Genomic DNA, 14,392 nt, shown 5'->3' with positions numbered 1-14,392 from the left:
CATCACTGAACCATCGATCCAGGTTTTGGGGCGGTAGCGAACTGGCTGCTTCAGCGTGCGACGGCAACGGCGGACCAGTAGCGGGAACCTAAGCTGGGTTACTAAAAGAAAAAGTCCCGCTCGAAGGGAGCAGGACTATGACAGTCAGTTGTTTAGGGAATACTATTTGCCGGTTTGCGCGGCGTAGGTGCTTTCAAAGATCTTGTCGGCATTATTAGCCTCGAAGCCTTCCCGGCGGTGTTGCCTGCGTACTTCATTGGCAGGCAGTTCCCTGTACTGAGGTAAAATTCTTCTTTCAGCAAACTCCACGTAAGAACCGGCAATTTCAGCCTGTTCGCCATTGGCAAAGTCGGCGGTGAGCATACGGGCAACGGTGGAGCTTTGGGAAAGGCCGCCGTCCGGACTGGTCTTGATCTTGCCGCCGGAGTCGTTCAGTTTGAAGCCGTGCTTCTCGAGGAAGGTATTGAAGGCCTCCACGGTGTTGTAACCCGGCTTCAGGTTATGGACGCTCACGGTAAAGTGGTTCAGGTAATATCGGTTGTAGATCACCCAGGCAGCATACTCGCTCTCGTTTGCCAGTTCACGGTAGTCGGACAGGGTAGGCGTGCGCCAGAGGGCGCTGTGCAGGAAGTGATCAACGGCCTGGCCGTCGTCCAGGTCGAGCTGGTCGACCGGGTCGGATGTTACCTCGTTGGTGTAACTATGGATAATCTCCTGTGCGCGGGGGCTTAAATCTTTAACTCTCAGTTCGCTCACGAAGATGCGCGGGTATTTTTCTTCAGGCGGTGCGTACCAGTACGCATCCAGTTTCTTTTCGGGGAACAGGTAGTAGTCCTTTTTCGTGTAACCGTAGTGCAGGAATATCTTTTCGAGCGACTGGATGCCCAACTGCGGTACACCCATCGTGCGGAATGCAATATGGTCGTTTTCAATCTCTCCGTCGTGTGCTATCACGTTCTCCTTTATCATCGCCCCGATCACGCCGCCGACATCGGGTACGCGGGCTTTGTAGCGGCTCATCAAACCTTCCAGGACTGTATCAAGTGTGCTCATATAACGTGTTGCTGTTTAAGCGAATTTAAGCTATTTCCATAAAACAGAAAACCGCGATGGAACGAACGTCCACCGCGGCTTTGACCTTTCATTTGCATTGATTAGTATTGTTCGTTATCATTCGGAAAGTCTCTGCCTTTCACGTCGTTGATATACTGTTTGGAAGCTTTTAAGATTTGCTCGTAGAGGTTCAGGTACCGGCGCAGGAAGCGTGGTTTAAACTCTTTGTTGATGCCGAGCATGTCGTGCATTACAAGCACTTGTCCGTCCACATACTTACCGGCGCCGATGCCGATGATCGGGATGCGCAGTTCCTCCGCTACCTGTTTGGCCAGCAGGGCGGGGATCTTCTCCAGCACGATGGCAAAACAGCCTGCCTCTTGCAGCAGTTTAGCATCGGCGAGCAGCTTCTGTGCTTCTGCTTCCTCGGTAGCGCGAACGGCGTAAGTGCCGAATTTATAAATGGATTGCGGTGTAAGGCCCAGGTGCCCCATCACCGGGATACCGGAAGATATGATACGTTTAACGGATTCGATAATCTCTTCGCCACCTTCGATCTTAATACCATGCGCACCTGTTTCTTTCATGATGCGGATGGCCGAGCTGAGGGCTTCTTTAGAGTTACCCTGGTAAGAACCGAAGGGAAGATCTACCACCACAAAGGATCTTTTGATCGCCCGCACTACCGAGGCAGCGTGATAAATCATCTGGTCGAGGGTAATAGGGAGGGTGGTTTCGTGACCGGCCATTACGTTGGAGGCGGAGTCGCCCACCAATAAAATGTCCATTCCTGCATCATCAAAAATCCTTGCCATGGAAAAGTCGTACGCTGTTAGCATTGAAATCCTTTCCCCATCCATCTTCATCTTTTGCAGGATATGCGTGGTGACACGCTTAATCTCTTTATTCACAGACATTATCAAATGTTTTTAATGGTTGCCGTGGGTATGTTACGTGGAATGGAAATGCCAGTCACCGCCGCAGGCAATGCACAAAGTTGGGAATATAAATCCAGAATCGGCAATCTTTTTTTGGAACGGTAATTTGTCGATCAACGACTTACGATGCCCACGATTTCGTTGTACAGCGCATGGATCAATCCATCTGCCAGGCCGATCTTGGGCACATAGATCTCATCGATGTTGGCCCAGCGCATTACGTTCACGTATATCTGCAAAGCAGGTACGATCACGTCGGCGCGGTCTTCACGCAGGTTGTAAATATGAATCCGTTCCTGCACGGTGAAGTTCGAAAACTCCTTATAGTAATCCTTTAACAGATCGAGGGTAAGTGGTTTACCTTCTTTTCTTTTGGAGAGAGAAAATATCTTGTTGATGTTGCCGCCCGAACCGATGGCTTTCACGTTGCCGCGCACTTTTACGCGGATGAACTCTTTCATCTCCATCCACTGCTTGTCGGTCACCTGCTTCTGCATCAGCCGGATGGTACCGATGTTGAATGACTCCTTAAACACCAGGGTGTTGCCGGAGAAGTAAGTCAGCTCGGTACTGCCGCCGCCCACGTCTACATATAAGTACGACTTGGAGGGGTCCATATGTTCGGCGATGTGGTTCTCGTAGATGTAGGAAGCTTCTTCCTGGCCGGTGATGATGTGTATATCGATCCCGGTTTCGTGCCGTACGCGGGAGAGTATCTCCATACCGTTGGATGCGTCGCGCATGGCGGAGGTGGCGCAGGCTTTCAGGTATTTTACTTCATATACGCCCAGCAATAATTTATAGGCCTTGATCGTGTCCACGAGGTGATCGGCCCGCTTGGGCGAGATGGACCCATCCGCAAACACGTCCATACCCAGGCGCAGGGGCACCCGTACCAGGTTAACTTTTGTAAAGTCCATTTCCCCGTTCGCCTTGGGCGACGCCTCCGAGATGAGGAGTCGCGCGGCATTGGAGCCTATATCTATTGCTGCCAGCTTCATGTATTAAATAACCGTCAATTATTTATGCCATCAAAATTATACGTTTTTTCGTGCAGGTAGCGGAAAATTTCTACCTGGGCATGTACCTTCTTGCCAGACGTACGTTTGTACTCATTCTTCTGCTCGTTATCCAGCACACGCGCCTTCACATTACCCTGCAACTGGATGTTCACAATATCGATCAGTTCTTTCTTCAATTCCGGATCTTCCACGGGTACTGCCGCTTCCACGCGGTGGTCGAGGTTACGCACCATCCAGTCGGAGGAGGAGAGGTATACCTTGGGCTCACCGCAGTTATGGAAAATGAATACGCGGGCATGCTCCAGGTACTCATCGATGATGCTCACGGCTTCCATGTCTTTCTTCCACTTTTTGTTCTCCGTGTAGGCGCAACAGATACCGCGTATCACCATACGGATGGTAACGCCTGCAGCGGCCGCCTCATATAGTTTGTTAATTAAGATATCGTCGGACAAGGAGTTCATTTTCAGGATGATCTCTGCCTTCTTCTTACTTTTTGCTTGTTTAATTTCGCGGTCTATCAGTTTGATGAAAGTCTTACGCATTGAGAGCGGACTAACGGGCATTACCTTACAGGCGGCCAGGAAGTTGATGTCATGTTTCGGACTTTCCAGGAAAGAGAAGATGCGGTTGATGTCCGCCATAATTGCGCGGTCGGCGGTGAGCAGGTAATGGTCGCCGTAAATGCGGGCGGTGTTCTCATTAAGGTTGCCGGTGCTGACGAACCCCACCTGCAATGTCTTGTTGCCGATGCGTTTTTTGATCACACATATTTTGGCGTGCACCTTCATACCGGGTACACCTATCAATACCTTAATATTTTCTTCTTCGAGACGGGTTTTCCAGCGTAGATTCGCTTCCTCGTCGAACCGGGCGCGCAGTTCCATCACCACCACTACCTGCTTACCGTTGCGGGCAGCGTTTACCAGCGCGTTCACGATCTTCGAGTTCTTCGCCAGGCGGTAAGAGGTGATCTTGATCGTCGTTACATTCGGATCGATAGCTGCTTCGCGCAACAGGTCGATGATCGTATCGAAGCTTTGGTAAGGCGTGTGAATCATTACATCCTGCTTCTGGATCACGTGCATTACACTCGGCGCGTTCACAAACAAAGGGTGCATAGAGCCTTTACGCCGCGTATGCGCCTTCGGGAACACCGACGTAGGGAAGTCCATGAAATCCTTGAAGTTGTGGATACGTCCGCCCGGGATCAGGTTGTCTTTTTTGGAAAGACCCAGACGGCGCATCAGGTATTCGAGCAGCAGCGTGTCGATTTCTTTGTCGTATACGAAGCGCACCGGCTTTCCTTTGCGGCGGTCTTTAATCCCTTTTTCTATCTGGTGGATGAGGTTATTGGAGAAGTCGTTGTCAATGTCCAGCTCCGCATCCCGCGTTACCTTAATAATATGCGCATCGAACTTGTCGAAGCCGAAGTAGTGGAAAAGGTTAGGCAGCGCGAACCGCACCACATCTTCCAGCAGTATAATATTGTGTTCTCCTTCTTTGGATGGGAGGATGATGAAGCGAGGCAATACGTTCGTGGATATCTCGATCAGCGCAAACTTTTGTCGTACGGAGCCGTCGGTGCGGCCCAATACACAAGCGAGGTAGATCGATTTGTCGCGGAGGTAAGGCAGCTGCGGAATGCTTTCGATCATCAGGGGAATGATGTTCGTACGTACTTCATCATTAAAATAGTTAAGTACGAAGCGTTGTTGCTCCTTATTCAGCTGTTTATCCGTTCGCAGGTAAATCTTTTCCTGCTCCAGCTGGTCCTGTATTTCGGTCCAGATGCGGTTTTGTTCCTGTTGCTGGTGAATCACCGTGCTCTGGATATCGTCGAGTATATCATCTGCGTTTTCTTCGAGGTGCATTTTGGCCGACTTGCCCATGGAGCTCATGCGCTTGAGCGTCGCCACCCTTACCCGGAAAAATTCATCGAGGTTGCTGGAGAAGATACCGAGGAAGCGTATCCTTTCATACAGGGGCACCGTTTGGTCGGCAGCTTCCTGCAAAACGCGGGCGTTAAATGAGAGCCAGCTAATGTCTCTTACGATGGTTTTCTTCTTATGCGCGGCCATGCTTTCTTTTCCTTTTTTTGGATGCTTTTTGTCTTTGGTTGGCCAGGTGGTCACAGCATTGCTCTGAGCTGTCATATCCGATATCATTTTAGCCAACAGCTATCATTACGGCTGCCGGCGATTAGTGTTCATGTTCAATCGAACAAGATAGGCAGGTAATGTTAACTGAACATTAAGTTACGATGTTATTGGTTAACAACCGTTAAGATGTATCTTCTTAAATAAAAAAAGCCGCACTATGGCGGCTTTCACTATAAAAAATTAATATGCGCTATGCCGTTACTGTTTCCTGTTTTTTACGGAGGGTGAGTCCTAACAGGGAGTAAATACCCAGCACGAAAGTGAGTAAAGTTTGTGCGCCCCATACTATCCAGCCAAAGGCATAACCGCTGGTTTCGTTGATGTTGTAGAGGAGCAGCGTTTGTTGTACAAGGATCGGGTAAGCACCGATGCCGCCCGGCGTAATGATCATTGCAATGCTACCGAAGGAGAGGAGCGCCAGGCAGGCTTTAGGCCCCAGGTCGTTCGTTTCCTCCATACAGAAGAAGCCTGCGTACAACATAGAGAAGTACAATACCCATATCAGCAGCGTGTGAAGCAGGAAGAGCCATTTGTTCTTCATGCGGCCGATGGATAAAATGCCTTCCATCACCCCGCGAAGTAATGCCTTTAATTTAATCGCCGCCTTGGAACGGGCGAATCTTTTCAGTAATAAGTAAATAACAAAGATCACTACCGCTGCGATGCCCAGTTTGAATACGAGCTGTGCGCCGTTGGCATTCATGATGCTGTTGCTCAGCGGCGTCCATATTTTCGTAGAGAAGAACGCGCCGATGATGTCGATCTGGACCAATACCGAAACGAACATCACGATAATCAGGCAGATGAGGTCCACCGCTCTTTCGGCGATCATTGTACCAATCAGTTTATCTGCCGGGATCTTTTCGTAACGGGCGAGTATGCCGCAGCGGGCAATTTCTCCCAGCCGGGGTACTGCCAGGTTGGCAAGATACCCGATCATCACGGCGTAAAAGGTGCTGCTCGTCCGCGGTTTGTAACCCAAAGGTTGCATCAGCAATTTCCAGCGGATAGCGCGGGAGAGGTGACTGAACACCCCTATAATAAAAGCAGGTATGATCGGCCAGTAGTTGGCGTTGAAGATCGCGTTTTTAATATCGGTGCGCTGTTCTGGCGTAAGTGGGCGCAGTGCCCACCAGATAAGTAAGACGCCGATGCCCAAAAAAAAGGCCGATTGCAGGATATTCTTGAGCAACTTGGGCATGGATGCGGGTTTAGATGTTAGAGTAGTAACCTAGAGCTTATTGCCTTCCTTCGGGAAAATGGCAATAGGCGTGTACTTCTTAGCCTCTTCAAACTCCATGGTAGCATAGGAAATAATGATCACTATGTCGCCGGGAGCTACAAGCCTGGCAGCCGGACCGTTCATGCAGATGACGCCTGAACCCCTTTTGCCTTTGATCACATACGTTTCGAGCCTTTCGCCATTGTTGACGTTCAGCACCTGCACCTTTTCATACTCGATGAGGGTGGCGGCATCCATGAGGTCTTCGTCGATCGTAATACTGCCTACGTATTGCAGGTTAGCTTCTGTAACAACAGCCCTGTGGATCTTACATTTTAATATCTCTATTTGCATAATTCCGCGTGAATGTTTGCAAAGGTAGAACAAATTTAAGATACCAGTCAAGGGGCGGGGAGATTACACCCCCACTACAGCAACATGTTATCGATCAGGCGCACCTCGTTCAGCTTCGCTGCCGCCAGCGCTACCATGCTCTCCGGTATGGGAGCGGAGATAACCCGCAGGTTATTCGCATCCGCTACTTCTATATAATCAACCTGGAAACCTTGCTGTTCCAGGTTCAGTATGGCGTTTTGCTTTAATTCATCTAATGGAGTTTGATTAACATTTTCCTTGATGCGGATGAGCTCATTAAAGATCGCGGTAGCCAGCTGGCGTTCGTCGCTGCTCAGGCGCAGGTTGCGGCTGCTCATGGCCAGACCGTCTTCCTCGCGCCGCGTAGGGCAAATCACCAATTGCACCGGCAGTTGTATAATGTCGAGCAGCTTTTTCACGATCATACACTGCTGGAAGTCCTTTTGCCCCATGAACAGTCCGTCCGGCAGCACCGCTTCCAGCAACTTATGCACGATAATGCCCACGCCCTGGAAGTGGTTGGGACGATGCGCACCTTCCAGCACTGTTTCGAGGTAGCCGAAGTCGTAGTGCCGGTGCTCGCCATGCACGCCCTCGGGGTACATCTCTGCCACGGCAGGCAGAAAGAGTACGTCTGTACCGGCGGCTGTCAGCTTCGACACATCCTCATTTATCGTAATTGGATATTTTTCGTAATCTTTTGGATCATTGAACTGTGTTGGATTAACGAAGATGCTGCAGACCACGATGTCTGACTGCTCCCTCGCCGCATCGATGAGAGAGATGTGACCCTGGTGGAGTGCGCCCATCGTCGGGACGAACCCGACTTTTTTTCCTGCCTTTTTTTCTGCTTCGAGAAACTGTTGTAACGTGCGTATTTCCTTGAAAATGTACATATTCCTATACTTAAAAGGATGTTAAAAGTGACAAAACGACGTTTTTTACCTAAAAAATTCGTAGTTTTGCAAGCCAAATTAAAAACATCAGCATTAATAATCAGCATTAAATGTCCACAAAGAAAAGAATTCTTTTTATTGCCCAAGAGATGTCGCCTTATCTGGATCTGACTGATTATGCGGCTATAGTTAACAAGATGGCGATCAAATCCAATGAGACCGGACTTGAGGTGAGGGTTATCATGCCCCGGTTCGGGATCATTAATGAGAGGAGACACCGCTTGCACGAGGTGGTTAGACTGTCTGGCATTAATATAGTGATAGATGGGGACGATTACCCGCTGATCATTAAAGTAGCTTCTTTACCGAATGCACGTTTACAGGTGTACTTCCTGGATAACGAAGATTACTTTAAGCGGAAAACCGTATTTGCGGACGAGAACGAGAAGTTTTACGACGATAATGCCGCGCGCATGGTGTTTTTCTGTAAAGGTGCGCTGGAAACTGTGAAGAAATTCGGATGGCCTCCTGACATCATTCACTGCAGTGGATGGATGACGTCACTGGTACCTTTATACCTGAAAACAGCTTATAAAAAGGAGCCTGTGTTCGCGAACACTAAAACCGTGTTTTCGCTCACGCCCAATACATTCAAGGAAAAACTGGGTGCTACCTTCCTGAAGAAGGCGGCTATCAGTAACCTGGTGAAGGAAAAAGACCTGGAGCCATTTAAAGAGGGCACCAACAGCGCGATCAGTAAAGGCGCCGCCAAATACTCCGACGCGGTGATACTGGGCAGCGAGAAATCCGATAAGAAGATCGTGGATGAACTGAAGACGGAGAAGGGTAAGATCATCGTTCCTTACAGGAAAGACAATGAAGATCTGGCAGACTATCTGCAACTTTATAATCAATTGCTTGGTAAATAACTTTTCTGGACAGCCTATTCAAACATTATTGCGTGAAGATCAATATCAGGAACTTTAGCGGAGCGCTTGCCTTAATGGCGGCGCTGTTCGCGTACACAGCCTGTAACAAAGCTACCTCATTGGGGGTTGACCTAATACCTGGTTCGGACAATGTGAATGTGAAAGACACGACCATTGAAAATATCATTGCCAACAACATCTGGCAGACCGATTCAGCAGTATTTACCGGCGCAGCAAATTACACCGCCGTTTTAGGTAGCATCACCGACGATCTCGTGTTCGGCCGTACCCAGGGTACGCTGTACACGCAGGTGAGCCTGCCGAATTCCGGTTTCTCTTACTCAGGTACCGCTCAAACACTGGACTCCGTTATTCTTTACATCGGTTACAATGGCTTCTACGGCGACTCTATGGCGCCGCTGAAACTGAATGTTTACCGTATGAACGAACCGAAGTTCCGTATCGACTCTAACTACCGCTACTACCAGAAACTGGGTGTAGACGTGGCACAGCAGATCGGTAGCGCTACGATCATTCCGAGGCAGCTGAGGGACTCTATCATCGTGTATGGCGTAAAACAGACGCCCGCACTGCGTATCGCACTTACGCCTGCATTCGGTAACCTGTTACTGCAGCAAACTACTTCCGGTAACTTCGTGAATGATTCTACGTTCCGGGCTTTCCTGGGCGGCATCGCGGTAGTGCCCGACACGACGGTGCTTGGTCGTAACCTGCTGTACCTCAACCTGGCCAGCACCAGCACTAAACTGTCTGTTTACTACAAATCTGCCGAAAACGATTCACTCGTGAGCAGCTTTGCATTCGACAGCTATGCTTCTGCGCACGCCAACTACTTCTCCCGTAACTACACCGGCTCCGAGGCCGCGCAATACATCAATACCAATAATCCGTTAGGAGATAGCCTGCTGTTCCTGCAGGAGGCACCTGGTATTTATGCAAAGCTGAAAATACCCGGACTGGAAAGCATCCCGAAGGCGATTATCAACAAAGCCGAACTGGCGATCACCGAGGTTACTTTCGGCAGCGATCCGGCCAGGGACGCGATTTATACAGAACCTGACAGGCTGATGCTCGCCCAATACCAAGCGGCAACCGGCGACAGTGTGAAGGCACTCGTAGATTACGGCAACCCCACTAATCCCAATCTTTCGTATTTTGGTGGTCAGAGAACGGTCATATCTGATCTCGGCATCATGAAGGTTGTTCAATATAAATTTAATATTGCACGGCATTTACAGTTGCTACTCGACAGTAAAGACACTAACTTTGGTTTGAGGTTGGAAGCACTTTCATCACTCAATATCGACTCCCGCCGGGTTAAGGTGGGCGGCGGTAACCATTCCACTTACAAGATGAAACTTAGGATTATTTACACCCAACTTTAAAAAGCCAAATTCGAGTTTTTTATGCCTTACTTATTTACATCTGAATCTGTATCAGAAGGCCATCCGGACAAAGTAGCCGACCAGATCTCTGATGCACTGATCGATAACTTTCTCGCCTACGACAACAGCTCTAAAGTAGCATGTGAAACCCTGGTAACTACCGGTCAGGTAGTACTGGCAGGCGAAGTAAAATCCGACGCTTACCTGGACGTACAGGACATTGCCCGCGAAGTGATCCGCAAAATCGGTTACACGAAGAGCGAGTACATGTTCGAGGCTAACTCCTGCGGCATCTTCTCTGCCATTCACGAACAATCACCTGATATTAACCAGGGTGTTGAACGTAAAAGCCCCGAAGAACAAGGCGCTGGCGACCAGGGTATGATGTTTGGTTACGCTACGCGCGAAACCGAGAACTACATGCCGCTGGCTCTCGACCTCGCACACAAACTACTGCTGGAACTGGCTGCACTGCGTCGCGAAAATAAAGATATCAAATACCTCCGCCCTGATGCCAAGTCACAGGTAACGATCGAGTATTCTGACGATAATAAACCAACAAGGATCGACACGATCGTAATCTCTACCCAGCACGATGACTTCGACGAAGACAACGCCATGCTGGCCAAGATTAAAGAAGACATGATCAAGATCCTGGTGCCACGCGTTAAAGCAACCCTGAAACCTGAGTTACAGGCGTTGTTCAACGACAACATCACTTATCACATCAACCCAACCGGTAAATTCGTAATCGGTGGTCCGCACGGCGATACTGGTCTTACAGGCCGTAAAATCATCGTGGATACTTACGGTGGTAAAGGTGCACACGGTGGTGGTGCCTTCTCCGGTAAAGATCCTTCCAAAGTTGACCGCTCTGCTGCTTACGCTACCCGCCACATCGCTAAAAACCTGGTGGCTGCTGGTGTTGCAGACGAAATACTGGTACAGGTATCTTACGCTATCGGCGTAGCTAAACCTTGCGGCGTTTTCGTAAACACGCACGGTACAGCGAAAGTAGGCCTGAACGATGGTGAGATCGCAAGAAAGATCGAAGAGATCTTTGACCTGCGCCCTTACGCTATCGAACAACGCCTGAAGCTGCGCAACCCGATCTACAGTGAAACAGCTGCTTACGGTCACATGGGCCGCGAAAGCCAGACGGTTACTAAAACTTTCAACACGGGCAAAAAGAACGAGAAGAAAGTGGAAGTAGAACTGTTTACCTGGGAGAAACTGGACTACGTAGAAAAAGTGAAAGCAGCATTCAAACTGTAATGTGGGCTTTGTAAATAACGAAAGGCGTTCCGTGAGGGACGCCTTTTTGTTTGGGTGCTAAAAGAAAAACGCCCCATTACCGGAGCGTTTACGTTTAATTATGGTTCTTTCCTGTATTGTAACATCCACTCGTAGATGTTCATCCCTTCCTGCCGGAATGCCGGATCATATAAATCCTTCCAGCAGCAATGCCTGTACGGCGTAACCGTCGTTCTCGCCAGGCCAGGACCGTACTTGTTGGTACTATCTGTGTAACGCTGGCTGTTTTCCAGGAACGTTATTTCTTCCTCACCGCCAAAGTACCAGCAATGAACACCTGCATCTGCCACCAGTTTAAAACGCTTCTCGTTAGGCGGATCAATCGCTGAGGGCGACATCGGTACGGCTGCGGCGAAACGTTTGGTGATAGCGGCATTCTCGGTAATAGCCATGATCGTAGCCCAACCGCCGGCGCTATAACCGGTAAGGTATATGCGGGAAGTATCTACCCGGTAACGTTTGATCACCTGGTCCAGCACAAAGTTCACCTGAACGGGCGTCAGGCCCCATTCTAACGCCTGCGGACAAACGATAATGAACTTATACTGCTTACCATCAACCGGATTAACGGCATCTAACTTAGCCCCTTTGTCCAGCCAGTAGGGAATACCTTCCAGCGCCAGTTTGCTGATATTCGTGCCGGATTTACTCTTGCCATGCAGGAACAGGATAAGGGGATAGCGGTTATTGCCGGCGTCGTAGTCGTCGGGCAGTTGCACCAGGGCACCGTTGTTGTGCCAGGGTGTGAGCTGAACATCCACTTTTTGCTGATGCTTTTGTGCGACTGCGAATACAGGCAACATAAGCAACAGCGCTGCCAACCGTCTCTTCATGTTTTATTTTTGAGCCAGCGCTTCTTCGAGCTTCACGCCAATCATTTCTTCCAGCTCTATCACCGCTACGGCCAAGTCTCTTTCGAGGGTGATTTTTTTCACCAGTTCAGCGTTGTAGCGTTTAGAAGCGCCACTGTATGCATCGTAATCGATGGCGCCGGTAGTGAACTTCTGTTCTGCCTGGGTAAAGGCTGCCAGGTCGTCTTCTGTCATTTCTGACTGCAGGCGAAGCAGTTCTTTCTTCAGCAGGTAATCTTCGTAACGGGTAAGCACTGTAGCGCGAATGGTGAGTTCCTGTGATTCTCTTTTGGCTACTGCCATCTGTACGTCCATCCTGGCCATTTTCTTTTCGGCTGGTTTACCGAAAAAGGAGCCTAAGGGAACGTTGATACCTACGTTCCAAAGCGGGAAGTAAAGGTTACCAAATTGGTTTTGGTCCAGCTGGCCGGTGGTTACTTCGTTTAAGTTGACACCTACCACGATCATATCCAGCCAGGTAGAATTTACTTTTCTGATGCTGGCCTGGTACTTGGACTTCAGCGCATCCGTTTCTTTAAGGGTGGGGTGTTTTAGTGCGAGTTGTACCAGCTTTTCGCGAATGTCGGTTTGTACGGCAGGAGGGGTACCTGTATTGGGTGTCTGAGCGAGCACTGTCACCGAGCAGGAAAGGGCCAGGCACAAAATAACCGATACTTTTTTCATGTTGTTGTTATTTATAGTATTGATGTTTCAGGTTGAGTTTCTTCTTCTTTTTTAGTTTGATCGAACGATCGCATCTTCACCATGGCCGCGGCAGATCCATAAAACAGGAACGCTCCCGGTATCTGCCCGATCGCCACCTGGGCGTAATGCGCGACAATAATAGCGAAAGTAGTGGAGATAATTCCTACATAATAAGATCTTATCACCGGATCTTTCGTTCGATAATAGTTACGGATTCCTACCTGTAGTACCACGAAGTATACGATACAGGTCAGCAACAGCCCTAACGGACCAGTTTCCAGCGCAGCTTTCAGGTAACCACTATCTGGAGGAAAACCAGCCAGCTCGTGCCCAGGATTGTACACTTCACCCTGCACGCCGGTGGTAGACAAGCCTCCGCCCAGCGGGTGGCGCCACATGTAAGGCTGTATGTAGTGACGGTTTACGTCGCGGATATTAAATGACTCATCTTCCGAAAACTCAAAGGTACTCCTGATCCTGTTGATAGTGCCATTACTGTGAATAGGTCCGAAGATGATCACAATAAACAATACCAGGAAGGAAATCGCGAAGGCAAGGGTCTTTTTGCTGGTGATGGTCATCAGCACGAAAAGCACCAGGCCCGCAGGTATCATGGCCGTAGCGGTACGCGTGCCGGAATAGGCCATGCCCATCAGCATGAACATACTTCCTACCACGTAGTAGATACGCTGCCTGCGGCTCGCCGGGCCCATGGCCAATATAAGGGCAAGAATGGCTGCATTCGCCATCAACATACCATAAGAGGTAGGGTCGGAGAGCAGCGACCATTTGCGGATAGTGCCACCCTGGAAATATAAACGCCACTTCAGCGGATCACTCATTACCCAATGCGACTCAAAGCCCAGCAGGCCGTGCCATTCCTGGAAACAACCATATACGCCGCAGATCACGCAGAGAATGAGGTATATCTTGATAAACTGCTTTACATCGTCCATGGATTTGAACACGTGGAGCGCTGTAAAGTAGATCATAATGAAGTTCAGGAACTTACGGAAAGAGAATATCCATCCCCCTAAACCTAACATTGACGGGTTAAACGCCTCGATCACCAGGAAAGCGATCATGAGGAAATAAACGTAGGTGATCGGGTTTTTTGAATGTTCCCAATACTTACCCTTCGCCATCGTTTTCTTAAAGTAGATCCCTACGAATGTAATGGTGATAAAGATATCTATCACGACCCCTACGGGCGCTACGTCGTTGATCATTCTATTGAAGTAGAAGACGAAAAACGACGAGGCGGTGGATATATAAAAGCCCCACTTGGTATCGAACAGGCAAACCAGTACCATGCCGCCGCCAATTAACAGTCCCATTACACCTGCACCTACCAGGAAGTTGATCTTGGCGATAGCGAAAGTGATCACGATCGTCACAAACGCAATGAACAGGTATCCCAACGGGGAGTTGAACTTGCGTATCCTGAAATGCTCTGTAAGCACATCCTTCACCCAGGTGACGAGGGAAAATTTCTTATCGGTAAGAGAGTTGCTCACTT

Annotated in this window: 13 protein-coding genes; 3 read left to right on the top strand and 10 right to left on the bottom strand. The window is 49.3% G+C overall.

Features of this window, described 5'->3' with window-relative positions; all coding sequences use genetic code 11:
- Window positions 1-162: 162 nt before the first annotated feature.
- The 7 genes from MKQ68_RS09115 to panC all read right to left on the bottom strand — a co-directional run bounded on the left by MKQ68_RS09115 (window position 163) and on the right by panC (window position 7,668).
- Entirely contained in the window at window positions 163-1,053 is an 891-nt protein-coding gene (locus MKQ68_RS09115) for a DUF1338 domain-containing protein (RefSeq protein ID WP_264283023.1), read from the bottom strand.
- Between the two features lie 101 nt (window positions 1,054-1,154).
- Window positions 1,155-1,970: a 3-methyl-2-oxobutanoate hydroxymethyltransferase gene (gene panB / locus MKQ68_RS09110; RefSeq protein ID WP_244843788.1), complete on the bottom strand. Its 816-nt coding sequence runs from the start codon at window positions 1,968-1,970 to the stop codon at window positions 1,155-1,157.
- A gap of 134 nt (window positions 1,971-2,104) precedes the next feature.
- Complete coding sequence (locus MKQ68_RS09105; protein WP_264283022.1) at window positions 2,105-2,992, bottom strand: Ppx/GppA phosphatase family protein; 888 nt, start codon at window positions 2,990-2,992, stop codon at window positions 2,105-2,107.
- Between the two features lie 14 nt (window positions 2,993-3,006).
- On the bottom strand, window positions 3,007-5,169 hold the full coding sequence (gene ppk1 / locus MKQ68_RS09100) for a polyphosphate kinase 1 (RefSeq protein WP_264283021.1): 2,163 nt from the start codon (window positions 5,167-5,169) through the stop codon (window positions 3,007-3,009).
- A 196-nt stretch (window positions 5,170-5,365) separates the two neighbouring features.
- Entirely contained in the window at window positions 5,366-6,376 is a 1,011-nt protein-coding gene (locus MKQ68_RS09095) for a lysylphosphatidylglycerol synthase transmembrane domain-containing protein (protein WP_264283020.1), read from the bottom strand.
- A 30-nt stretch (window positions 6,377-6,406) separates the two neighbouring features.
- On the bottom strand, window positions 6,407-6,751 hold the full coding sequence (gene panD / locus MKQ68_RS09090) for an aspartate 1-decarboxylase (RefSeq protein WP_244843797.1): 345 nt from the start codon (window positions 6,749-6,751) through the stop codon (window positions 6,407-6,409).
- Between the two features lie 74 nt (window positions 6,752-6,825).
- Entirely contained in the window at window positions 6,826-7,668 is an 843-nt protein-coding gene (gene panC / locus MKQ68_RS09085) for a pantoate--beta-alanine ligase (protein ID WP_264283019.1), read from the bottom strand.
- A gap of 149 nt (window positions 7,669-7,817) precedes the next feature.
- Here panC and MKQ68_RS09080 point away from each other — a divergent pair, with 149 nt between their 5' ends.
- From MKQ68_RS09080 to metK, 3 genes are read left to right on the top strand one after another with little or no spacing between them, the layout of a single operon-like run.
- Entirely contained in the window at window positions 7,818-8,597 is a 780-nt protein-coding gene (locus MKQ68_RS09080) for a glycogen/starch synthase (RefSeq protein ID WP_264283018.1), read from the top strand.
- A 32-nt stretch (window positions 8,598-8,629) separates the two neighbouring features.
- Entirely contained in the window at window positions 8,630-10,003 is a 1,374-nt protein-coding gene (locus MKQ68_RS09075; RefSeq protein ID WP_264283017.1) for a DUF4270 domain-containing protein, read from the top strand.
- 21 nt (window positions 10,004-10,024) lie between these two features.
- Complete coding sequence (gene metK, locus MKQ68_RS09070; RefSeq protein ID WP_264283016.1) at window positions 10,025-11,278, top strand: methionine adenosyltransferase; 1,254 nt, start codon at window positions 10,025-10,027, stop codon at window positions 11,276-11,278.
- Between the two features lie 98 nt (window positions 11,279-11,376).
- Here metK and MKQ68_RS09065 read toward each other — a convergent pair whose 3' ends face one another.
- Genes MKQ68_RS09065 through MKQ68_RS09055 form a run of 3 tightly spaced genes read right to left on the bottom strand, consistent with a single transcriptional unit; the run spans window position 11,377 to window position 14,390 of the window.
- Entirely contained in the window at window positions 11,377-12,150 is a 774-nt protein-coding gene (locus tag MKQ68_RS09065; protein ID WP_264283015.1) for a carboxylesterase family protein, read from the bottom strand.
- Between the two features lie 3 nt (window positions 12,151-12,153).
- Window positions 12,154-12,852 (bottom strand): TolC family protein, encoded by a 699-nt coding sequence (locus tag MKQ68_RS09060; protein WP_264283014.1) that lies wholly within the window; start codon window positions 12,850-12,852, stop codon window positions 12,154-12,156.
- 11 nt (window positions 12,853-12,863) lie between these two features.
- Window positions 12,864-14,390, bottom strand: coding sequence for an O-antigen ligase family protein (locus MKQ68_RS09055; protein WP_264283013.1), 1,527 nt, complete (start codon window positions 14,388-14,390; stop codon window positions 12,864-12,866).
- Window positions 14,391-14,392: the final 2 nt, after the last annotated feature.

Source organism: Chitinophaga horti (assembly GCF_022867795.2).
In the GTDB taxonomy this organism is placed as follows: Bacteria; Bacteroidota; Bacteroidia; order Chitinophagales; family Chitinophagaceae; genus Chitinophaga; species Chitinophaga horti.
The sequence above is the reverse complement of the archived record's forward strand: the minus strand, read 5'-3'. Positions and strand labels throughout refer to the sequence as shown.